General features: G+C 69.1%; 22 protein-coding genes and 4 pseudogenes. 13 read left to right on the forward strand and 13 right to left on the reverse strand.

All coding sequences use genetic code 11. The annotated features are described in order from the left end of the window. Positions 1–91: 91 nt before the first annotated feature. Positions 92–1,246 carry an MFS transporter gene (locus L1066_RS12920; protein ID WP_235736717.1) on the reverse strand — a complete coding sequence of 385 codons (1,155 nt, stop codon included), beginning with the start codon at positions 1,244–1,246 and terminating at the stop codon, positions 92–94. Positions 1,247–1,372: 126 nt separating this feature from the next. Here L1066_RS12920 and L1066_RS12925 point away from each other — a divergent pair, with 126 nt between their 5' ends. The 5 genes and pseudogenes from L1066_RS12925 to L1066_RS12940 all read left to right on the forward strand — a co-directional run bounded on the left by L1066_RS12925 (position 1,373) and on the right by L1066_RS12940 (position 6,886). Beyond that, positions 1,373–2,407, forward strand: coding sequence for a MaoC family dehydratase (locus L1066_RS12925; protein WP_235736718.1), 1,035 nt, complete (start codon positions 1,373–1,375; stop codon positions 2,405–2,407). Then, positions 2,404–3,156, forward strand: coding sequence for an SDR family oxidoreductase (locus L1066_RS12930; protein ID WP_235736719.1), 753 nt, complete (start codon positions 2,404–2,406; stop codon positions 3,154–3,156). Before L1066_RS12925 ends, L1066_RS12930 begins: the two co-directional genes overlap by 4 nt. Positions 3,157–3,208: 52 nt before the next feature. Beyond that, positions 3,209–4,950: pseudogene (locus L1066_RS12935) on the forward strand (ABC transporter ATP-binding protein). After that, complete coding sequence (locus L1066_RS27755; protein ID WP_312007716.1) at positions 4,947–5,342, forward strand: hypothetical protein; 396 nt, start codon at positions 4,947–4,949, stop codon at positions 5,340–5,342. The pseudogene L1066_RS12935 and the gene L1066_RS27755 overlap by 4 nt, the downstream one beginning before the upstream one ends. Then, positions 5,330–6,886 carry an ABC transporter ATP-binding protein gene (locus L1066_RS12940; RefSeq protein ID WP_312007719.1) on the forward strand — a complete coding sequence of 519 codons (1,557 nt, stop codon included), beginning with the start codon at positions 5,330–5,332 and terminating at the stop codon, positions 6,884–6,886. The genes L1066_RS27755 and L1066_RS12940 overlap by 13 nt, the downstream gene beginning before the upstream one ends. Positions 6,887–6,908: 22 nt before the next feature. On the opposite strand, the gene L1066_RS12945 is transcribed toward L1066_RS12940, so the two are convergent. The 3 genes from L1066_RS12945 to L1066_RS12955 form a co-directional block, all read right to left on the reverse strand. Continuing rightward, complete coding sequence (locus tag L1066_RS12945; RefSeq protein ID WP_235736720.1) at positions 6,909–7,319, reverse strand: hypothetical protein; 411 nt, start codon at positions 7,317–7,319, stop codon at positions 6,909–6,911. A gap of 5 nt (positions 7,320–7,324) precedes the next feature. Beyond that, on the reverse strand, positions 7,325–7,519 hold the full coding sequence (locus L1066_RS12950; protein WP_235736721.1) for a hypothetical protein: 195 nt from the start codon (positions 7,517–7,519) through the stop codon (positions 7,325–7,327). A 110-nt stretch (positions 7,520–7,629) separates the two neighbouring features. Further along, positions 7,630–7,929: an LLM class flavin-dependent oxidoreductase gene (locus tag L1066_RS12955; RefSeq protein WP_235736722.1), complete on the reverse strand. Its 300-nt coding sequence runs from the start codon at positions 7,927–7,929 to the stop codon at positions 7,630–7,632. A 156-nt stretch (positions 7,930–8,085) separates the two neighbouring features. Here L1066_RS12955 and L1066_RS12960 point away from each other — a divergent pair, with 156 nt between their 5' ends. From L1066_RS12960 to L1066_RS12970, 3 genes are all read left to right on the forward strand, one after another. After that, positions 8,086–8,916, forward strand: a complete 831-nt coding sequence (locus tag L1066_RS12960; RefSeq protein WP_235736723.1) for a cytochrome P450 family protein — start codon at positions 8,086–8,088, stop codon at positions 8,914–8,916. Then, positions 8,907–9,446 carry a cytochrome P450 gene (locus tag L1066_RS12965; RefSeq protein ID WP_235736724.1) on the forward strand — a complete coding sequence of 180 codons (540 nt, stop codon included), beginning with the start codon at positions 8,907–8,909 and terminating at the stop codon, positions 9,444–9,446. The genes L1066_RS12960 and L1066_RS12965 overlap by 10 nt, the downstream gene beginning before the upstream one ends. Before the next feature lie 125 nt (positions 9,447–9,571). Beyond that, on the forward strand, positions 9,572–10,363 hold the full coding sequence (locus L1066_RS12970; RefSeq protein ID WP_235736725.1) for a crotonase/enoyl-CoA hydratase family protein: 792 nt from the start codon (positions 9,572–9,574) through the stop codon (positions 10,361–10,363). A 43-nt stretch (positions 10,364–10,406) separates the two neighbouring features. Here the strand turns inward: L1066_RS12970 and L1066_RS12975 are convergent, their stop codons facing one another. The 3 genes and pseudogenes from L1066_RS12975 to arsM form a co-directional block, all read right to left on the reverse strand. Then, positions 10,407–10,835, reverse strand: coding sequence for an arsenate-mycothiol transferase ArsC (locus L1066_RS12975; RefSeq protein WP_312007729.1), 429 nt, complete (start codon positions 10,833–10,835; stop codon positions 10,407–10,409). A 34-nt stretch (positions 10,836–10,869) separates the two neighbouring features. Further along, positions 10,870–11,916: pseudogene (gene arsB, locus L1066_RS12980) on the reverse strand (ACR3 family arsenite efflux transporter); the annotation flags it as partial. Between the two features lie 34 nt (positions 11,917–11,950). Continuing rightward, the gene (arsM, locus tag L1066_RS12985) at positions 11,951–12,748 is read right to left on the reverse strand and encodes an arsenite methyltransferase (protein WP_235736727.1); all 798 of its coding nucleotides are present in this window, start codon (positions 12,746–12,748) and stop codon (positions 11,951–11,953) included. Positions 12,749–12,837: 89 nt separating this feature from the next. Between arsM and L1066_RS12990 the strand changes: the two genes are divergently transcribed. After that, complete coding sequence (locus L1066_RS12990) at positions 12,838–13,182, forward strand: ArsR/SmtB family transcription factor (RefSeq protein WP_235736728.1); 345 nt, start codon at positions 12,838–12,840, stop codon at positions 13,180–13,182. 39 nt (positions 13,183–13,221) lie between these two features. Here L1066_RS12990 and L1066_RS12995 read toward each other — a convergent pair whose 3' ends face one another. From L1066_RS12995 to L1066_RS13005, 3 genes are read right to left on the reverse strand one after another with little or no spacing between them, the layout of a single operon-like run. Beyond that, the gene (locus L1066_RS12995) at positions 13,222–13,899 is read right to left on the reverse strand and encodes an HNH endonuclease family protein (protein WP_235736729.1); all 678 of its coding nucleotides are present in this window, start codon (positions 13,897–13,899) and stop codon (positions 13,222–13,224) included. A gap of 17 nt (positions 13,900–13,916) precedes the next feature. Next, complete coding sequence (locus L1066_RS13000; protein ID WP_235736730.1) at positions 13,917–14,252, reverse strand: GNAT family N-acetyltransferase; 336 nt, start codon at positions 14,250–14,252, stop codon at positions 13,917–13,919. Positions 14,253–14,294: 42 nt separating this feature from the next. Beyond that, complete coding sequence (locus L1066_RS13005; RefSeq protein ID WP_235736731.1) at positions 14,295–15,146, reverse strand: hypothetical protein; 852 nt, start codon at positions 15,144–15,146, stop codon at positions 14,295–14,297. Positions 15,147–15,232: 86 nt separating this feature from the next. On the opposite strand from L1066_RS13005, the pseudogene L1066_RS13010 reads away from it, so the two are divergent. Continuing rightward, positions 15,233–15,688 (forward strand): annotated as a pseudogene (locus tag L1066_RS13010) (ribonuclease HI); the annotation flags it as partial. Between the two features lie 184 nt (positions 15,689–15,872). Here L1066_RS13010 and L1066_RS26755 read toward each other — a convergent pair. Both L1066_RS26755 and L1066_RS27760 read right to left on the reverse strand, forming a co-directional pair. Beyond that, a complete protein-coding gene (locus L1066_RS26755) occupies positions 15,873–16,436 on the reverse strand; it encodes an FUSC family protein (RefSeq protein ID WP_235736732.1) in 564 nt (187 codons plus the stop codon). Continuing rightward, positions 16,337–16,876, reverse strand: a complete 540-nt coding sequence (locus L1066_RS27760; protein WP_235736733.1) for a hypothetical protein — start codon at positions 16,874–16,876, stop codon at positions 16,337–16,339. The genes L1066_RS26755 and L1066_RS27760 overlap by 100 nt, the downstream gene beginning before the upstream one ends. 65 nt (positions 16,877–16,941) lie before the next feature. On the opposite strand from L1066_RS27760, the gene L1066_RS13025 reads away from it, so the two are divergent. Further along, entirely contained in the window at positions 16,942–17,088 is a 147-nt protein-coding gene (locus tag L1066_RS13025; RefSeq protein ID WP_235736734.1) for a DUF1059 domain-containing protein, read from the forward strand. On the opposite strand, the gene L1066_RS13030 is transcribed toward L1066_RS13025, so the two are convergent. Further along, a complete protein-coding gene (locus tag L1066_RS13030; protein ID WP_235736735.1) occupies positions 17,075–18,484 on the reverse strand; it encodes an FAD-dependent oxidoreductase in 1,410 nt (469 codons plus the stop codon). The two genes, L1066_RS13025 and L1066_RS13030, sit on opposite strands and share 14 nt — an antisense overlap. Before the next feature lie 75 nt (positions 18,485–18,559). Between L1066_RS13030 and L1066_RS13035 the strand changes: the two are divergent. Together L1066_RS13035 and L1066_RS13040 are read left to right on the forward strand one after the other, a co-directional pair. After that, positions 18,560–19,482 (forward strand): annotated as a pseudogene (locus L1066_RS13035) (LysR family transcriptional regulator). 60 nt (positions 19,483–19,542) lie between these two features. Further along, positions 19,543–20,017 (forward strand): MFS transporter (locus tag L1066_RS13040; RefSeq protein ID WP_235736736.1); only part of this gene is annotated, 475 nt, incomplete at its 3' end.

Genomic DNA, 20,017 nt, shown 5'->3' on the forward strand with positions numbered 1-20,017 from the left:
GGGCTTCGCCCCTGAGGGGCCCACGCGGTCGGCCGATAGTCCCTGACGAACTTGTAGTGAATTCCCGTTCTCACTACAAATTCGTCAGGGACTATCCGGTTCTGGGCCGCGGGGAGAAGCGGGCGGAGGCGAGCACGAGGTAGGGCAGGCAGAGGACGGGGAGGAGGAACATCGCCCGGGCGCTGACCAGCTCGGAGACGGCGGCGACCGCGACCGCGGCGACGATGAAGCCTGAGTAGTTGGCGATGTTGACCCGAGCCACGGCACGGTCGCCGGCGCCGGGGGCGACTTTGGCTGCCGCCACCATCGAGAGCGGTGGCACGAGTGACAGGCCGAGGCCAAGCAGGGCGAAGCCGAAGATCGCCACCCACACGCTGGGCGCGACCACCAGCAACACCCCGCCCAGTGTCGCGATCCCGCCACAGACCCGCACCACCGCGGCGGCGCCGTGCTGTTGGACGAAGCGGTCGCCGACGAGGCGGACCAGGAAGAAGCAGACCTGGTAGGCGCCGTACGCGATCGGGGCGAGGGTCGCGGTGGCACCGAGCCCGTCCTCCAGGTAGATGCCGCTCCACGTGGAGGTGGCGCCGTCGTTGAGCCACATCACGAAGGTGGGCAGTGCGACGAGGAGCACGGGTACGAACGGCACTCGGGCGTGGCTGGCGCCTGCGGTCTCGAGCGGATCGGCCTCGGCCGACAGCATGCCGCCGCACCACAGGAGGTTCACCGCCAGCCCGACGCCGCCGGAGACCGCCAGCGAGAGCAGCAGGGACCAGTTGAGCTCAGCGGTCAGCACCGCCACGCCCGCACCCGCGGCGGCGCCCAGGCTCCACACCGCGTGGAAGCCCGACATGATGCTGCGGCCGTGACGTTCCTGGGTCGCCACCCCTTGCATGTTCATCGCCGCGTCGACCGCACCGAGCAGGAGTCCGTACGCCGCAGCGAGGGGCACCAGTGACCCGAACCCACCGGCCATTCCAGGCAGCACCACCGTCACCGAGGCTGCGGCGAGGGCCGTGCGGAGCGTCACTGCGGATCCCCAGCGCGACGCCACCTGCCCAGCCAGGGCCGAGCCCACCGCGGCCACCCCGGAGACGGCCAGCACCATCAGCAGGATGTCGACGTCGCTCAGGTCGAAGGCGTCCTTCACTGCTGGCAGGCGGGTGAGCAGCGAGGCGAAGGTGAAGCCCTGCACGGCGAAGGCGACCGCCACCGCCCGCCTGGCCCGAGATGCGGTGGTGTCCATGTCGCGCATCCTGCCCCAGCACAGAGGGCTGGGGGTGGCATTTCGGGTCGTCCGTCCAACTCGGGGTGTCGCACCACACATCGCGTGGTCTCCCGCTGGCCGGGACGACGGTGCACAATCGGGCCCATGAGCAAGACGAATCCCGGCAACTACTTCGAGGACTTCCGCGTCGGGCAGGTGATCGAGCACGCCACGCCGCGCACCGTCACCGACGGCGACCGGGCGCTCTACGGTGCGCTCTACCCGACCCGCTTCGCGATCCCCTCTGCCGCCAGTTTCGCAGCCTCCGTCGGACTCGAGGCGTGGCCGGTGGAGGAGCTGGTCGGCTTCCACATCGCCTTCGGCAAGACGGTCCCCGACGTCTCGCTCAACGCGGTGGCCAACCTCGGCTACGCCGAGCTTCGCTTCCACCGGCCCGTCGTCCCCGGCGACACCTTGAGCACCCGCTCCGAGGTCATCGGCCTCAAGCAGAACTCCAACGGCAAGACGGGCGTGGTCCACGTGCGCTCCACCGCCACCAACCAGCGCGGCGAGGTGGCGATCGACTGGGCACGCTGGGTGATGGTGCACAAGCGTGACGTCGACGCGCCCGCTCCGGAGACGGTCGCACCCGATCTCGCCCAGGTCGTCGCCCCGGCCGACCTGCCGGTGCCCGCCGGACTCGACTTCACCGGCTACGACTTCGTCGCGGCAGGGGAGCCGCACCGCTACGGGGACTACGAGCTCGGGGAGAGGATCGACCACGTCGATGGCGTCACCCTCACCGACTCCGAGCACATGATGGCCACGCGGCTGTGGCAGAACACGGCCAAGGTGCACTTCAACGTCGATGCCCGCCCCGACGGCAAGCGCCTCATCTACGGCGGTCACATCATCTCCATGGCTCGGGCGCTCTCCTTCAACGGCCTCGCCAATGCCCAGCTCATCGCCGCGATCAATGGCGGCTCCCACGTGGCCCCGGCCTTCGCCGGGGACACCGTGCATGCCTGGACGGAGGTGCTCGACAAGGCAGAGCTCGACGCTCCCGGCGTCGGTGCGCTGCGCCTCCGTCTGGTCGCCACCAGGGGCCGCGACGAGTCGATGACGTTGCGTGGCCAGGACGGCAAGTACGCCGACGGCGTGCTCCTCGACCTCGACCTCTGGGCGCTGGTCCCGAGATGACCCGGGTCGCGGTCGCGGGTGGCACTGGTGAGGTCGGTGCCCGCGTGATGGCGCGCGGAGCTGCCCGCGGCCTCGACATGGTCAACCTCTCCCGCTCGGAGGGCGCCGACCTCATGACCGGCGTCGGTGTTGCCGCCCGGTTGGCGGGCGTCGACACGGTCATCGACTGCGTCAGCATCGAGACGATGAGTGGACAGCAGGCCGAGGCGTTCTTCACCGCCACCAGTCGGCACCTGCTCGAGGCGGGCGAGGAGGCCGGCGTGCGTCATCACGTCACCCTCTCGATCGTCGGTGTCGACGAGGTGCCTTCCGGGTACTACCGGGGCAAGGTTGCCCAGGAGCGGATCGTCACCGGCTCCGACCGCCCCTGGACAGTGCTCCGTGCGACCCAGTTCCACGAGTTCGCCGCCCAGATGGTGCGACGTACCTCGATCGGCCCGGTGGCCTTCGTGCCCCGGATGCTGAGCGCCCCGGTCGCGGCCGACGAGGTCGCCGACACCCTGCTCGACCTGGCCCTGGGCGAGCCGCGCCACGAGGTCGTCGAGATCGGTGGGCCGGAGCGGCTGCAGATGGTCGACATGGTGCGCCGGTTGCTCCGGACCACCCGTCGCCGCAAACTCGTCGTACCGGTGCCGATGCCCGGGGCAGCCAAGCAGGCTCGTAGTGGTGTGCTGTGCCCTGAGGCGCCGTTCCGAACCGGCGTCCAGCCCTACGCCGCGTGGCTGCAGGAGCAGGTGTCCGAGCGCTGAGATCCCGTTAATCGCGGGTGCGGTTCGTCACCGCGCGGTAACGTGGCTCCTCGTGCTCCTCCGCCTCGTGCTCGACCATCTGCGTCCCTACCGCGGAGCGGTCGCGGCTCTCGTGCTCCTTCAGTTCTGCGGCACGGTCGCGATGCTCTATCTGCCGAGCGTCAACGCCGAGATCATCGACCAGGGTGTGGTGGTCGGCGACACCGACTACATCCTCCGTCGTGGCGGTGTGATGCTGGCAGTGAGCCTCCTGCAGGTGTGTGCTGCGATCGCGGCGGTCTGGTTCTCTGCGCGCACGGCGATGTCGGTCGGCCGGGACCTGCGTGCCGAGCTCTTCCAGCGGGTCGGCGGCTTCTCGACGCGCGAGGTGCAGCACTTCGGCGCACCCTCGCTGATCACCCGCGAGACCAATGACGTCCAGCAGGTGCAGATGATCGTGCTGATGGGCGGCAGCCTGATGGTCACCGCACCGATGATGATGGTCGGCGCCGTCATCATGGCGATCCGCGAAGACGTCGGCCTCTCGTGGATCGTGGCCGCGGTGATCCCGGTGCTGGCCATCGCGGTCAGCATCATCGTCAGCCGCATGGTGCCCAACTTCCGGCTGGTGCAGGAGCGCATCGATGAGGTCAACCGGCTGCTGCGCGAGCAGATCACCGGCCTGCGGGTGGTGCGTGCCTTCGTCCGGGAGCGTCACGAGGTGGAGCGCTTCGCGAGCGCCAACGAGTCCCTCACCGACGTCTCGATCAGGGCCGGACGCTGGATGGCCGGCATGTTCCCGACGGTCATGCTCGTCTCCAACGTGGCCACCGTGGGTGTCATCTGGTTCGGCGGTCACCGGGTCGAGTCGGGTGCCATGGAGGTCGGTGCCCTGACCGCCTACATCGCCTACCTGATGCAGGTGGTCATGTCGGTGATGATGGCGACCTTCATGATGATGATGATCCCGCGGGCGGCAGTGTGTGCCGAGCGGATCCAGGAGGTGCTCGTCACCGACAGCTCCGTGGTGCCCCCGACCGATCCGGTCCACGAGATCCCCACCCCGGCACCCTCGACCTCGCCGGCGTCACCTTCTCCTATCCCGGTGCAGCGCAGCCGGTGCTGCGGGCCGTCGACCTGCAGGCGCGCCCCGGCGAGACCGTCGCGGTGATCGGCTCCACCGGCGCCGGCAAGACGACGCTGGTCAATCTCGTGCCCCGGATGTTCGACGTGACCGCGGGCGAGGTGCGAGTCGGCGGGGTCGACGTACGTCGGCTGGCACCGGAGGTGCTCTGGGCACAGCTCGGGCTGGTGCCCCAGAAGGCGTTCCTCTTCACGGGCACCGTCGCCTCCAACCTGCGCTACGGCAAGCCCGACGCCACCGACGAGGAGCTGTGGTCGGCCCTTGAGATCGCACAGGCCCGCGACTTCGTCGAGGCGATGCCGGACGGCCTCGAGGCCCACATCGAGCAGGGCGGCAGCAATGTCTCGGGTGGACAACGTCAGCGACTCGCCATCGCCCGCGCCGTCGTACGACGTCCCTCCCTCTATCTCTTCGACGACGCCTTCTCCGCGCTCGACGTCGCCACGGACGCCCGGCTGCGGGCCGCATTGAAGCCGGTGACGCGGGAGGCCACGGTCGTCGTGGTGGCGCAACGTGTCGCGACCATCCGCGAGGCCGATCGCATCGTGGTGCTGGAGGACGGTGCCGTCGTCGGCGCCGGCACCCACGACGAGTTGGCGGCAGACTGCGCGACCTATCAGGAGATCCTCACGTCGCAAGGCATCGCCGCGGTGGAAGGAGCGCCTTCGTGAGCGGCGGAAAGCTGAAGGAGACCGAGCGGATCCAAGGCACTGGCCCGGGCCCGCAGGGCGCGATGGTCGCCCAGAAGGCGATGGACTTCCGCGGCTCGCTGCGCAGACTGCTCGGCCGGATGCGTCCCGAACGCACGCGCACCCTTGCGGTGCTGGTGCTCACCGTGCTCAGCGTGCTGGGCACCTCGATCGGTCCGCGCGTGCTGGGTCACGCCACCGACCTCGTCTTCGCGGGACTGATCGGCGGGCGGCTGCCCGAAGGCGTCACGAAGGCCGAGGCGGTCGCGGGGCTGCGCGCCGAGGGCGACGGCAAGGTCGCTGACATGGTCTCGGCGATGGACGTGGTGCCCGGCCAGGGGTCGACTTCCATGCGGTCGGGGTGGTGCTGCTGATCGTGCTGGGGATCTATGTGCTCGCCTCGGCGCTGGCTTGGGCCGCGGGCTACCTGCTCAACGACATCGTGCAGGGCGTGATCCGTCGGTTGCGCTCCGACGTGGAGGACAAGGTGCACCGGTTGCCGCTCGACTACGTCGACGGCCAGCCCCGCGGGGAGTTGCTCAGCCGGGTCACCAATGACATCGACAACCTGGGGCAGTCGCTGCAGCAGACGCTGAGCCAGGTGCTCACGTCGGTGCTGTCGATCTTCGCGGTGCTCGCGATGATGCTCTGGATCTCGCCGTTGCTGGCGTTGATCGCGATCTTGACGGTGCCTGTGTCGATGTTCGTCGCGGCCACGGTGATGAAGCGCTCCAAGGGCATGTTCGTGCAGCAGTGGCGACGTACGGGGCGCCTCAACTCCCACATCGAGGAGAGCTTCTCCGGGCACACGCTGGTGAAGGTCTTCGGTCACCAAGAGGACGCTGAGCGGCAGTTCGCCCAGGAGAACGACGAGCTGCACCATGCTTCGTGGACCGCCCAGTTCGTGAGCGGGCTGATCATGCCGATCATGATGTTCGTCGGCAACCTCAACTATGTTGCGATCGCCGTCGTCGGGGGATTGCGAGTCGCCAGCGGCAACTTGTCCCTGGGTGAGGTACAGGCCTTCATCCAGTACTCGCGCCAGTTCACGCAGCCGCTGTCCCAACTCGCGTCGATGGTCAATCTGCTGCAGTCCGGCGTCGCCTCGGCCGAACGCGTCTTCGAACTGCTCGACGCGCCGGAGGAGGTGCCGGAGAAGGGCGGCAGCCTCACCGGACGGCGGGGTGAGATCCACTTCGAGGACGTCGCCTTCAGCTATGAACCGGACCGGCCGCTGATCGAGGGACTCTCGCTGGTCGCCCGCCCGGGAGAGACCGTCGCGATCGTCGGGCCCACCGGCGCCGGCAAGACCACGCTGGTCAACCTGATCATGCGCTTCTACGAGGTCGACCGCGGGCGGATCACGTGGGATGGCGTCGACATCGCCTCCGTCCCACGTGGCGAGCTGCGCGGCCGGATCGGAATGGTGCTGCAGGACACCTGGCTGTTCGAGGGCACCATCCACGACAACATCGCCTACGGGCGGCCGGGCGCTTCGGAGGAGGAGATCCTCGCTGCCGCGCAGGCCACCTTCGTCGACCGCTTCGTGCACTCGTTGCCCGATGGCTACGACACGGTGCTGGAGGAAGGTGGCGCGAACCTGTCAGCCGGTGAGCGCCAGCTGCTCACGATCGCCCGCGCCTTCCTGTCCGACCCCGAGCTGCTGATCCTCGACGAGGCGACGAGCTCGGTCGACACCCGCACCGAGCTGTTGCTGCAGCAGGCGATGGCCGTGCTCCGCCGGGACCGCACCGCCTTCGTGATCGCCCATCGGCTCTCCACGATCCGCGACGCCGACCTCATCCTGGTGATGACCGACGGGCGGATCGTGGAACAGGGCAGTCACGACGAGCTGGTTGCTGCCGATGGCGCCTACGCCCGACTGGCTGCCGCGCAGTTTGCGGGGCAGTCAGCCTGAACCCGCGCAGCACTCCGGCGGATCAGCGCCAGCCGAGCGCCGGCGCGACGTGGGTCAGGATGCTCTCGATGACGTGGGCGTTGTAGTCGACGCCGAGCTGGTTGGGCACCGTGAGGAGCAGCGTGTCGGCCGCTGCGATCGCCTCGTCCTCACGCAGCTGCTCGATGAGCACGTCGGGCTCGGCGGCGTAGGACCTGCCGAAGCGCGCCACCCCGCCGTCGATGTGGCCGACCTGGTCGGTGCTGCCGGCATCGCCACCGAAGTAGGCACGGTCGGTGTCGTCCATGAGGGCGAAGATGCTGCGACTCACCGACACTCGCGGCGTGAAACCGTGCTCGTGCTGGGCCCAGGCGTCGCGGAAGACCTGGATCTGCTCTGCCTGGAGCTGGTGGAAGGGGACGCCGGTGTCCTCGGTGAGCAGGGTCGAGCTCATCAGGTTCATGCCCTTCTCAGCCGTCCACTCCGCCGTGGCCCGACTGCCTGCGCCCCACCAGAGGCGCTGTCGCAGGCCGGGGAGTGCGGCTCGACCCGCAGCAGGCCGGGCGGGTTGGGGAACATCGGGCGCGGATTGGGTTGGGCGAAGCCCTCACCCTTGAGCACCTCGAGCAACACCTCCGTGTGGGTGCGTGCCATGTCGGCGTCGGTCTTGCCCTCGCTGGGCTGGTAGCCGAAGTAGCGGTAGCCGTCGATGACCTGCTCCGGTGATCCCCGGCTGATGCCGAGCTGCAGGCGGCCGTCGGCGATCAGGTCGGCAGCGCCCGCGGTCTCGGCGAAGTAGAGGGGTTCTCGTAGCGCATGTCGATGACGCCCGTGCCGATCTCGATCCGGCTGGTGCGGGCTCCGACCGCAGCCAGCAGTGGGAACGGAGAGCCGAGCTGGCGGGCGAAGTGGTGCACCCGGAAATAGGCCCCGTCCGCGCCGAGCTCCTCGGCAGCCACCGCCAGGTCGATCGACTGGTGGAGTACGTCGGCGGCGTTGCGGGTGTGGGAGCCGGGCGACTCCGACCAGTGCCCGAAGGACAGGAAGCCGATCTTCTTCGTCATGGCCCCAGCCTGCCATCTCCTGCCGAACCGTTGCCGTGAGCGGACCGGGGGTCTTGACGGCGTACGTAGCGTTGGTCGTGGCGACGTACCGGCGGTATGGACCAAGGATCGCCCGATGCGGAGCGTCAGTCGGAGGAACAGGCGAGTGCAGGAGGCATGGTGAAGAAGGCCGCAGTTGACAGGCTCCTGGACCTGTCCGTCGTACACACGGCCCGTGAGGGAGCCCACTGGGCGCTCACCCACGGGCTGCCGCGGGCGATGATCTCCCGGATGGCGGCACGAGGCGACCTGCAGGCGCGGTTGATCACGGCCGGCGGTGACGACGACGAGATGATGTTCGACCTCATCGAGGAGTTGCGGGCCAGAGGCCCGGTGGTCAAGAGCGGGCTCTCCTACCTGACACCCGATCATGCCGTCGTGCGCGAGGTACTGACCAGCAACGCGTTCCGGACCGGGATCCCGGGGCGGACGGGGGCGCTCGGTGCCGTGGGTGACTGGCTCGCCTTCAACGTGCTGCACCCGGTGCAGCCGCCGTCGTTGCTGGTCACCGAGCCACCGCAGCACACGCGTTATCGGAAGTTGGTGATGCGGGTCTTCACGATGCGGGCGGTGGAGAGACTGCGGGTGCGCACCGAGGAGATCGCCACCGGACTGCTGGACGATCTGGAACGGCGGGCTGGAGCCGGCGAGGACATCGACCTCGTCGAGCACTACTGCGCCCGGCTTCCCGTGACGGTCATTGCCGAGATCCTCGGGGTGCCGGAGGCCGAGCAGGCTCGGGTGCTGGCGTTCGGCGCCGGCGCGGCGCCGAGTCTCGATCTCGGGCTCACCTGGCAGACCTACCGCGACGTCAACCGGTCACTCGCCGACTTCGATGCCTGGCTGGGTGAGCACCTGGCGTACCTGCGCCACAACCCCGGAGACAACCTGCTCAGTGAGTTGGTCGCGGTCCAGACGGAGGAGGGGAGCTCTCCGAGGTGGAGCTGAAGGCCACCGCGGGCCTGGTGCTCGCCGCTGGTTTCGAGACCACGGTCAACCTGCTCAGCAACGGCATCGCCCTGCTGCGACGACACCGCGACCAGTTGGCCCTGCTGCAGGAGCAGCCCGCGCTGTGGGCCAACACGGTCGAGGAGGTGCTCCGTTTCGATCCGCCGGTGCTGTTGACGGGTCGCGTGTGCCAGGAGGAGACCGAGCTGGCCGGTCGCACCATGCACGAGGGTGACCTGATCACGGTGATGCTGGCGGGCGCCAACCGCGACCCCAACGTCTTCGCCGAACCCGACCGCTTCGACGTCACTCGGGAGAACGCCCGCGACCACATGGCCTTCTCCGCCGGCCGCCACCACTGTCTCGGCGCGATGCTGGCCAGGATGGAGGGCGAGGTGGGCCTGCGGATGTTCTTCGAGAGGTTCCCCGACATCACTCTCCTCCCGGGCGCCCACCGCCGCTCCACCCGTATCCTCCGCGGCTTCGAAACCCTCCCGGCTGCCCTCACCCCGGCCACGGCTACCGTGTGAGAGGTGGATAGTCCCTGACGAATTTGTAGATTCTGCGGCCGAGATCTACAAATTCGTCAGGGACTATCCCGCCCTCAACGAGAACAGGGTTGCCGGACCGGGTGGGGGTCGAGAGCATGGCGAACATGACTGAAGAGACTCCCGGCGCCCTGTACGAGGTGCGGGGCCACATTGCCCTGATCACCCTCAACCGCCCCGATGCGATGAACTCCGTCAACCGGGCGCTCTCGACGGCTCTCGGCGAGGGGCTGGAACGTGCGGAGGACGACCCCGAGGTGCGGGTCGTCGTCCTCACCGCCACCGGCCGTGCCTTCTGTGCGGGCATGGACCTCAAGGCATTCGCCAAGGGGGAGGACGTGTCGGCGGAGGGGCACCCGGAATGGGGGTTCGCGGGCATGGTGCGGCACCCGATCAACAAGCCGGTCATCGCTGCCGTGAACGGATTCGCGATGGGTGGCGGCACCGAACTGGTGCTTGCCTCCGACCTCGCCGTGGCTGCGGAGTCGGCGAAGTTCGGACTTCCTGAGGTCAAGCGGGGCCTGGTTGCTGCCGCCGGTGGGGTGCTCCGGCTCCCGCGCCAGATCCCGGTGCGCAAGGCGATGGAGTTGGCACTGACCGGCCGGGCCGTCAACGCCACCGAGGCTGCGGAACTGGGGCTGGTCAACAGAGTCGTCCCCGACGCAGCGCTTCTCGATGCGGCTTTCGAGCTTGCGGAGGAGATCGCCGCCAATGCGCCACTCGCGGTGCAGGCCACCAAGCAGATGATCCACGAGCAGGCCCGCTTCGGGTCCGACCTCGACGACGAGATCTGGCAGCACCACGATCAGGTGCTGCTTCCGGTTTTCCGCACCAAGGATGCGATGGAAGGCGCTGTCGCGTTCGCCGAGAAGCGCGCGCCCGCGTGGCGCGGCGAGTGACGACGTACGCCGCCACGCACTGAGGCTCGATGAGCGCCCGGCGTCAGTGCCCTCGGTCCCGCTCAAGGACGGAGGGCGGTAGTGCCAGGTCCGGGACGAGCTCGCTGAGGAGCTCCCGGACACGGGCGTCGATCTCGGCGATGACCCGTCGGACGGTGGCGTCGTCCTGGCCCCGGGGATCGTCCAAGGGCCAGTCACGGTAGCGGGCACCGGGGACGTAGGGGCAGTTCTCGCCGCAGCCCTGGGTGATGGCGAGATCGCTGGCGGAGATCATCTCGGCGGTGAGCAAGGTCGGTTGCTCCGCCGAGGTGTCGAGTCCGAGCGACTCCAGCACTCGGGCGACCTCGGGATGGATGTGCTCGCCCGGCTCGGTGCCTGCTGACAGGGCGATCACCCGCCCGCGCGCGTAGTGCTCGGTGAGCAGGCGGGACGCCACCGAACGGCCGCCGTTGGCGCGGCAGGCGAAGACGATCCGGGGAAGCCTCCCTCGACGACGACGGGCTGACTCATTGCACTCCTTGCGGGGCGGTGACGGTGAAGAAACGGCGGGACCACAGGCTGACGTGCACGAGTCCGATCAGGATCGGCACTTCGATGAGGGGGCCGACCACTCCGGCGAGTGCCTGACCGCTGGTGACCCCGAAGACCGCGATGGTGACGGCGATGGCGAGCTCGAAGTTGTTGCCCGCCGCCGTGAAGGCGACGCTGGTGGCGCGCTCATAGGGGAGACCGAGCTGACGGGCCAACATCATGGAGCCGCCCCACATGAGTGCGAAGTAGACGAGCAGCGGGATCGCGATCCGGGCGACGTCGAGAGGTTGGCTGGTGATCGACTCGCCCTGGAGGGCGAACAGGATCACGACCGTGAACAGCAGGCCGTAGAGCGCCCACGGTCCGATCGCAGGCAGGAAGCGGGTCTCGTAGCGGACTCGACCCATCCTGGCTTCACCGAGGCGGCGGGTGAGGTAGCCGGCTGCGAGGGGGATGCCGAGGAAGACGAGGACGCTGCCTGCGATCTGCCACGGGGAGACGTCCAGTCCGGTGGTCGACAGGCCCAGCCATCCGGGGAGCAGGTCGAGATAGAACCAGCCGAGCAGCGCGAAGGCGAGCACCTGGAAGATGGAGTTGATCGCCACCAGCACCGCAGCCGCCTCGCGGTCACCACAGGCGAGGTCGTTCCAGATGATCACCATGGCGATGCAGCGCGCCAACCCGACGATGATCAGTCCGGTGCGGTGATCGGGCAGGTCCGGGAGGAAGATCCACGCGAGCGCGAACATCACCGCTGGCCCGACCACCCAGTTCAGCACCAGGGAGAGCACCATGGTGCGCTTGTCGCGGGCGACGTGGCCGATCTCGTCGTAGCGGACCTTAGCCAGCACCGGGTACATCATCACCAACAGGCCAACCGCGATCGGAAGTGACACCGAGCCGACCGTGATCACGTCGAGGAGGTCGGCGACGCCCGGAAGCCAACGGCCAACCAGCAGGCCTGCGGCCATGGCGAGCCCGATCCACACCGCCAAGTACCTGTCGAGGGTGGAGAGGCGCCCGGTGCCTGCGGCCGGCGCGGCGGGGTGGTTGTGGTCATGCGGCGGGCTTGGTGGCGCGGATGATTGCTCCGTGCATGCCGGGCACGGCTTCGTGGGTGAACTCGACCTCCGCGTCGATGAAGCCTGCCTCGGCCAGTCCGGTGAGGTACTCCGAGCGCGAGAGTGCGCCGGCGATGCAACCGACGTAGGAGCCGCGGTCGGCCCGAGCAGCCGCGCTGAGGTGGTCCTCGGCAACCACGTCCGAGATCCCGATCCGCCCGCCGGGCACCAGGACGCGGAACATCTCGGCAAGCACCTTCGGCTTGTCGATCGACAGGTTGATCACGCAGTTGGAGATCACCACGTCCACGGTGGCGTCGGGCAGTGGCACGTCCTCGATGGTTCCCTTGACGAACTCGACGTTGGTTGCTCCTGCCCGGGTGGCGTTGCTGCGGGCCAGGTCGAGCATCTCGTCGGTCATGTCGATCCCGTGGACGAACCCGGTCTCACCGACCCGGCGCGCGGAGAGGAGTACGTCGATGCCGCCTCCGGATCCGAGATCGAGCACCCGCTCACCGGGCTGGAGGGCAGCGACTGCGGTCGGGTTGCCACACCCCAGGCTCGCCGCCACGGCCTCGGCCGGAAGGCCGCTCTGGTCCTCGCCGCCGTAGAGGCCTGCCCCGAACGACGCGTCGACCTCGACGGCCCCCGTGCAGCAGGAGGAGGTGCTGTCGTCGCCAACCGTCTGCAGGTCTGCGTTGAGCTCTGCGTTGTTGCTGCCGCTGGTCACGGCGGTGGCTGCTTCGGCGTACCGGGTGCGTACCCGCTCGCGAATGTCGTGGGGGTGGGACATGGGACCATTCCTGTCGTAGGGCCAAGCTTCGATGCATCGATCATTATCGATGCATCGAAGTCTGTCAATGCGATGGGTATGATGGCGCCATGTCCCAGACCGTGCCGCTCCTCGATGCCGCTGAAGCCTGTTGCTCCTCAGTCACTGGTGGAGCGCTCGACCTGGCGGACGCCGAGCGGCTCGCCCGGATGTTCAAGGCGCTCGGCGATCCGACACGGGTGAGATTGCTGTCCCTGATCGCGGCGCAACCCGAGCGGGAAGCCTGCATCTGTGATCTCGTCGAGCCAGTGGGACTGTCGCAACCGACGGTGTCCCACCACATGAAGCAGCTCGTCGAGGCGGGGATCGTCGTACGCGAGCAGCGGGGGCGCTGGGCGTTCTACCGCCTGGTCGAGGACACCCTCGCCGCGCTCAGCGAGTCACTGCGCCCGTAGCGAGGGGCGCAACCCGGTGGACGGCCCGTGCGACGTCGTTCAGCAGAGGTTGAGCATCTCGGTGAGGGCTCGGCGCTCGCTCGCGTCCGCGCCGAGATCCCACCTCTGCTTCACCGCGATCCACCGCCGCGCATAGTCGCACTGGTGCGGCTGCCTCGGTCGCCAGGCGGCCGGGTCGTGGGAGCTCTTGCTGGCGTTGGTCGGGCCGTCGGAGGCGACCAGCCCGGGGAGGTCGTTGGCGAACTCGAGCCGACGCCGGTCGTCCCACTCCGCAGCTCCGGAGACCCAGGCCTCGGCCAGTGGCACCACGTGGTCGATCTGCACGCCCTGTGCCTGCCGCGGATCCTTCAGGTCGGTGAACACCAACTGCTTGCCCGTGTAGGGGTCGATCCACTCGCCGGCGAGCACGTCGTGGTCACATCGGCCCTGCCGCTGGGTCGTGGCCGTGCCCGGGAGGGCGTCGCGCAGGAGGACGTCGTCGCGCTGGTTGCAGCCGTTGCCGTCGACGTCGGTCCAACTGCGGCCGAACGCATCCCGGCGGTACGGCGCCACGGTCGGTGCGCGCGGCACCGCACGGAGCGTCTCGAGCACCAGGCTCACGGCGGTGGTGTCGGCATCCGCGAAGGGATCGGGAGCAGGCGGGGTCGCGGCTTCGTCGAGCGATTGCTGCGTGCACGCCGTCAGGGCACAACTGAGCAAGGCGATGGTCGCAACCATCGCCTGTCGGATCGGGCTCAGCTGATCGAGTCCTTGAACTGATCCGGCACGAGGTCGGCGTAGTCAGGGTTCTTCTTGATGAACCCGGCCACTGCCGGGCACACCGGGCGCACCTGGAGCCCTGCGGCTCGGGTGGCGTCGAGGCCGTCGCGGATGACCCGCTTGGCCAAACCCTGTCCCGCGTAGGCCTCATCGACCTCGGTGTGGGGAAAGGTGCGGATGCCGTCGCGGTCGGAGTATTCGGTGAAACCGACGAGGGCTCCGTCGACGTGCACCTCGAAACGTCCCTGTTCGGCTGCGTCCACCACGCTGATCTCGGCCACGGCCATCTCCTTCAGATCGCTGCGGAGCACGGCTCCGTGCCCCTGGTGGCGATGATGGCACAGGCCCCCGACTCAGCGTTGCTTCATGCACGCCCTGGCCCGCTTGAGCAGATTGTCGGCAGGCTCGGCAGGGATGACCCGGCGGGGCTCCGGCGCCGCGACGTCGACCGAGCTGCCAGGCCCGGTGAACTGCACGTCGAGCACGAAGCCGTCGAGGTCGGCCAGCCCGCGCAGGCTGCCCTTCGCCTCGAGACCGGCCTTCGCAAGCGCACCGAGCAGTTGCGAACTCGTCGTGCTCCAGCCGAGGAGGTGACCGTTGCGCACCGTGAAACTCGCCTTGACGCGGGCCTGCGTCACCTCGGCCAGCTCGGGGGCGACGGCCAACGCCGGGTCGACGGCCAGCAGCGCCTGCACCAGGTTGACGGTGCCCGTGATCTCCTCGCCGTCCCACCGCTTGCCCTGCGCGGTCAGCGCCGCACCCACCGCGCCGGCGTACGCACCGGGGATGTCGTCCGTGGTGGTGCCCAGAGCGTTGCCCGTGCGCACCCAGCAGGCGCGCTCGGCGTTCATCCGTGCGGTGCGGACCCGCATCCAGACGCCCTTCGGAGTGCGCACCGAATCGGTGAAGGCGGTCTCCGATCCTTCGGCACTGATGATCCGGCTGAGCGATGCGCTCTTGTGGGACAACTGGAACTCACCCTCGTCGCGGGTGACCCCGATGGCGCTGGTGAAGGCCCCGCTGTCGGCCTTGCGGAACCGCTTCACCGCTGCCGTGAGGACCTTGGGGGCAGGCCGGTCGGTGGCGACGTCGCGGGCAGACGACTGCGGCATCGGTGGCGGTGACTCGTGGCCGCCGCAGGAGACCAGCAGCGCCGGCGCCAGGAGGCCGGCGGCCAGCATGCGGGCCCAGTGCAGCGAAGACATGGGCTCCATCATGACGCAGGCCGTGGAGCTGGGTCGCGGAGGCCCGCGCGGACGGGCCCGCGCTGCGCGGCTGCAATGATGTCGTGGTGACGATCATTGCCGCTGCAGACGGATCCGCCCTCGGCAACCCCGGCCCGGCCGGGTGGGGTTGGTACGTCGACGACACCTGCTGGGCGAGTGGTGGCTGGCCGCACGGCACCAACAACATGGGCGAGCTGATGGCGGTGCTCGACCTGCTCCGGCAGAGCGCCCACGTCGACGACGACCTGCTCATCTACTGCGACAGTCAGTACGTGATCAACTCGGTCACGAAGTGGATGGCGGGCTGGAAGCGCAAGGGGTGGAAGAAGAAGGACGGCAAACCGGTCCTCAACGTCGACCTCATGCGTGCCATCGATGCGGCCATGACCGGTCGTCGCGTGAAGTTCGAGTGGGTCAAGGGCCATGCCGGGCATCCACTCAATGAAGAGGCCGACCGGCTGGCGAACGCGGCAGCGGTTGCGCACAAGGCGGGGCGGCAGGCTGACCCAGGACCGGGGTTCGCTGGCGCCCCCGCGGCCGAACCCATCGTCGAGACGTCTGATGACGAGCCTGACCTCTTCTCGATGCTGGACGGCTGAGGCCGGGTCTCGACAGGCTCGACCACCGGGGTGGGTCTCGACGGGCTCGGTCTCGACAGGCTCGACCACCGGGGTGGGTCTCGACAGGCTCGACCGGCGGGAGCGGTCACACCTTGGCGTGACGCCGCAGCTCGACCCATACGATCACGAGAGCGACAGCCGAGCCGATCACGGTCTCGATGCCCCGGTCGAGCAGCAGCTCGGCCATCGGCCGTTCGACGGCGAGTTGCCCCATGAGCAGTGCCATCGGGGTGATGAAGAGCAGGGCCAGGCCGTAGTTCCTGCCGATCAGGATCTCGGTGACGAACTGCAGCACGATCACCGTGAGGACGATCCCCACCGGCCCCAGGTGCAGAGCCAGCAGGAGCGCGGCCGGGATCAGGCCGACCAGGGTGCCGATGGCTCGGAACCAGCTGCGCTGCCACCGGGCACGGTGGTCGCGCCCGGCGAGGGCGGCCAGCGCGGCGACCATCGCCCAGTAGGGATGCCCCAGGCCGGAGAGGTGTGCCAGCGTGCCGGCGATCACCACCGCGACTGCCAGTCGGGCGACGTGCCAAGTGGTGTGCCGCTTCACCCCGGGCCACGGACTGCGTTGGCCACGTACCACGGAGCCGACGCCGCCGACGACCACCGAGAAGAGGGCGGAGGCGCCGGCCACTGCGATCGGCACCAACCAGGAGTCGTGCAGGGAGGCGCTGAACCCACCGCGCCGAAGGCGAAGATGAGGAACAGCGGGCCGGGCGGATGCCAGTCGAGCACGTCGGAGACGACCTGCCCGACCATGGCCAGCACCGCAGCGCCGCCGACCAACAGCCATGGCGGCGTACCGGCCTCGGCCACGAGCGAGCCGAGGAGCACCGCCAGCGTGAGGGCGACGCCGGCAGTCAGCTGGGTGACCGCGCGGGCAGCATGGATCCGGTCGCGTCCGTAGAGGGAGGTGAACGCCCCGAAGGCGGCGTAGAGCGTCCACTCCGGTCGGTCTGCCGCCAAGCACAGCAGCAGCGGTACGCCGACACTCACCCCCGCACGCAGGGCCACCCGGTGCGCCCCGGGGGACGGATCGACGCGGAGCAGGTCGGCGGCGCGGGGGCGCGGATGCGGGTTGCTCACCCCGTCATTCTCCCTGCTGCCACAATGTGTTCCGTAGTGACGTGGACCACGGATCCGGAGGAAACATGAAGACCCGACTGACCTGCCCCTGCGGCACCCTCATCAAGGGCGAGAACGAGGACGAGCTGGTCGAGAACGTCCAGGCTCACCTGAAGGCCGAGCACCCGACGCACGAGTACACCCGCGAGCAGATCCTCTTCATGGCGATCTGACCCAGGCCGACCTGACGCCCGGGGCGTCGGTGCCGGGAGGCCCCGCGCTGCTGGTGAGCCTGCTACGCGCCGGCGCCGACCCGGAGCATCTCGTCGCGCTCGCCGACCTTGATGCGGGTCCGGCCCGCGGCCTCCCGAGTGCGATCTCGTGCTGGTCGAGGCGTTCCCAGTGCTCGAAGGTCGCCACCTTCACGCCGCGTTCGGCGAGGTGCGCGTCGATGCCGTCGGGTCGGCGTGCTGCTGCGGTCTCGACGGTCTCGGCGAGCACGTGCCCGATGGTCTCGGCAGCGTCGCTCTTGGTGTGGCCGATGAGACCGATCGGGCCGCGCTTGATCCATCCGGTCACGTAGGTGCCGGGGATCGGCGTGCCGTCGAGGTCGAGCACCCGACCACCGTCGTTGGGCACCACGGCGGCGCGTTCGTCGAAGGGCAGGCCGGGAAGGGCGGTGCTGCGGTAGCCCACGGCGCGGTAGACCGCCTGCACCTCCCAGTCGGTGAACTGCCCGGTCGGCCTGACGCTGTGGTCGCCCACCAGTTCGGTGCGCTCGGTGCGCAGGAACTGCACGACACCGTCGCCACCGATCTCGACCGGCTGCTCCATGAAGTGCAGGTGGATGCGGTGCGGCTTGCCGCTGGGGTCGCGACCGACCCAGTTGGAGAGCGTGTTCATCACCATCTTGGCCTGCTTGTTCTTGGCGATGTGCTCCATCGCCGCGTCGTCGACCTCGAAGCCCTCGGGGTGCACGATCACGTCGACGTTGGGGGAGTGTGCGAGTTCGCGGAGCTCGAGCGGTGAGAACTTCGCGTACGCCGGTCCGCGGCGGGCGAAGACGTGCACGTCCGTCGCCTTCTTGGCCACCAGGCCGTCGTGGACGTGCGCGGGGATGTCGGTGGAGAGCATCTCGTCGCCGGTCTTGGCCAGCACCCGGGCGACATCGAGGGCCACGTTGCCGGCACCGAGGACGGCGACGTGCTGGGCCTCGAGCGGCCACGTGGTGGGCACATCGGGGTGCGCGTCGTACCAGGAGACGAAGTCGGCGGCACCGAAGGACCCGGGCAGCTCCTCGCCCGGGATGCCCAGGTCGCGATCGGCCATGGCGCCGGTCGCGACGATGACGGCGTCGTAGTAGTCGCGGAGCTCCTCCAGCTTGATGTCCTCACCGAAGTTCACGTTGCCGAGGAAGCGAACGTCGTCGTGGCCCAGCACTCGCTGCAGGGCCTTGACGATCTCCTTGATGCGTGGGTGGTCGGGCGCCACGCCGTAGCGGACCAGGCCGTACGGCGCAGGCAGTCGCTCGATGAGGTCGATCGAGACGTCGGTGTCGGACTTGGTCAAGATGTCGGCGGCGTAGATGCCGGCTGGGCCGGCACCGACGATGGCCACGCGAAGAGTCATGTCCACCAGTCTTGGTTGCCGGTGCCGTCCGAACAACGAGACCGGGGTTGGGTGGTCACAAGGTAGTCTTGTGACATGCTCGGTCCCCACGTCCCCGATCTCCGGGCCCTCGAACTCCTGCTCGTGGTCGCCCGTACCGGGAGCCTCGGGGCTGCGGCGGCCGAGCTCGGCATCACCCAGCAGGCGGCCTCGTCCAGGGTGCGCACCATGGAACGCCTGGTGGGTGACTCCTTGGTGAGTCGCACCCGCCGTGGCTCCGAACTCACCCAGACCGGTGAGTTGATGGCGCAGTGGGCGGCTCGGGTGGTCGAAGCAGCCGAGGAGCTCGATGCGGGGATCGCCTCCTTGCGTGGCGGCCGCCGCGCCCACCTGGCCATCGCTGCCAGCCTGACGATCGCCGAGCACATGTTGCCGGGCTGGATGGTTGCCCTCCGAGCCCATCAACTGCAGCTGGGGCAGCCGCAGACGGAGATCACGATGACCGCGACCAACACGGCCCGCGTCGTCGAGCTGGTGACGGCCGGAGACGTCGAGCTCGGATTCGTCGAGGGACCGGATGCGCCACGGGGGCTTCGACGAAGGCTCGTCGGCACCGACGAGCTCGTCGTGGTGGTCGGCCCCGAGCACCCGTGGGCCGCGCGGTCGCGCCGTCGCGTGACGGTGGAGACGCTCGCCGCGACCCCTTTGTCGTCCGCGAGGCCGGGTCGGGCACCCGGAGGGTGCTGGAGAAGGCCCTGACCGGGCATGCCACGCCGCCGCCGATGCTGGAACTCTCCTCGACGGCGGCCGTCCGCTCGGCGGTCGCCGCAGGAGCCGGGCCGGCCGCGCTGGGCGCGCATGCCGTCCGCGACGACCTGACCACCGGCCGGCTGGTGGCGATCTCGGTGAGCGGGCTCGACCTGACCCGGCAGCTGCATGCGGTTTGGCGCGGCGGGCCGCACCCAGCGGAGGGACCGGCACGCGATCTGGTGGCGCTGGCCGTTCGCGGCGCCCGCTGAGCCACCTGCACAGCCACGGATTTGCGCGAGGAGAGCCGGCAGAACCTCTAGGCTGCCCGCATGGGCCTGGGCGCGCGCACATGGGGCTGGGTGGTGCTGCTCGGGTTGGTCGGGCAGCTGGCCTGGACCGTCGAGAACATGTATCTCAATGTTTTCGTCCACGAGACGATCAGCGATGACCCCAACGTGCTCGCGCTGCTGGTCTCGACCAGCGCCGCCGCAGCCACGTTGGCGACGCTGCTGATCGGAGCCTGGTCGGACCGCACCGGGCGCCGCCGCGAGTTCATCGCGATCGGCTACGTGCTCTGGGGCATCACCACCGCAGGGTTCGGGCTCGTCAGCCCCGACCGTGCGGGCGACCTTGCCCCGGCGCAGGACGCGGTGGTGATCGCGGTCATCTCGATCGTGCTGCTCGACTGCGTGATGAGCTTCCTCGGCTCCGGCGCCAACGACGCGGCCTACCAGGCATGGGTCACCGACAACACCACCCCTGCCAACCGCGGCAAGGTCGACGGCGTCATCCAGGCGATGCCAC

It is taken from the genome of Nocardioides alcanivorans (genome assembly GCF_021555175.1).
Classification (GTDB): domain Bacteria; phylum Actinomycetota; class Actinomycetes; order Propionibacteriales; family Nocardioidaceae; genus Nocardioides; species Nocardioides alcanivorans.

Coding starts and splice junctions, on each gene's coding strand:
- L1066_RS12945 (WP_235736720.1), bottom strand. CDS start 7,319: ATGAGCTCGACCCTGCTCACCGAGGACACCGGCGTCCCCTTCCACCAG.
- L1066_RS12930 (WP_235736719.1), top strand. CDS start 2,404: ATGACCCGGGTCGCGGTCGCGGGTGGCACTGGTGAGGTCGGTGCCCGC.
- L1066_RS12950 (WP_235736721.1), bottom strand. CDS start 7,519: ATGGCACGCACCCACACGGAGGTGTTGCTCGAGGTGCTCAAGGGTGAG.
- L1066_RS13025 (WP_235736734.1), top strand. CDS start 16,942: ATGAAGACCCGACTGACCTGCCCCTGCGGCACCCTCATCAAGGGCGAG.
- L1066_RS12990 (WP_235736728.1), top strand. CDS start 12,838: ATGTCCCAGACCGTGCCGCTCCTCGATGCCGCTGAAGCCTGTTGCTCC.
- arsM (WP_235736727.1), bottom strand. CDS start 12,748: ATGTCCCACCCCCACGACATTCGCGAGCGGGTACGCACCCGGTACGCC.
- L1066_RS13005 (WP_235736731.1), bottom strand. CDS start 15,146: ATGTCTTCGCTGCACTGGGCCCGCATGCTGGCCGCCGGCCTCCTGGCG.
- L1066_RS12995 (WP_235736729.1), bottom strand. CDS start 13,899: ATGGTTGCGACCATCGCCTTGCTCAGTTGTGCCCTGACGGCGTGCACG.
- L1066_RS13030 (WP_235736735.1), bottom strand. CDS start 18,484: ATGACTCTTCGCGTGGCCATCGTCGGTGCCGGCCCAGCCGGCATCTAC.
- L1066_RS12920 (WP_235736717.1), bottom strand. CDS start 1,246: ATGGACACCACCGCATCTCGGGCCAGGCGGGCGGTGGCGGTCGCCTTC.
- L1066_RS12970 (WP_235736725.1), top strand. CDS start 9,572: ATGACTGAAGAGACTCCCGGCGCCCTGTACGAGGTGCGGGGCCACATT.
- L1066_RS12925 (WP_235736718.1), top strand. CDS start 1,373: ATGAGCAAGACGAATCCCGGCAACTACTTCGAGGACTTCCGCGTCGGG.
- L1066_RS12955 (WP_235736722.1), bottom strand. CDS start 7,929: ATGACGAAGAAGATCGGCTTCCTGTCCTTCGGGCACTGGTCGGAGTCG.
- L1066_RS12960 (WP_235736723.1), top strand. CDS start 8,086: ATGGTGAAGAAGGCCGCAGTTGACAGGCTCCTGGACCTGTCCGTCGTA.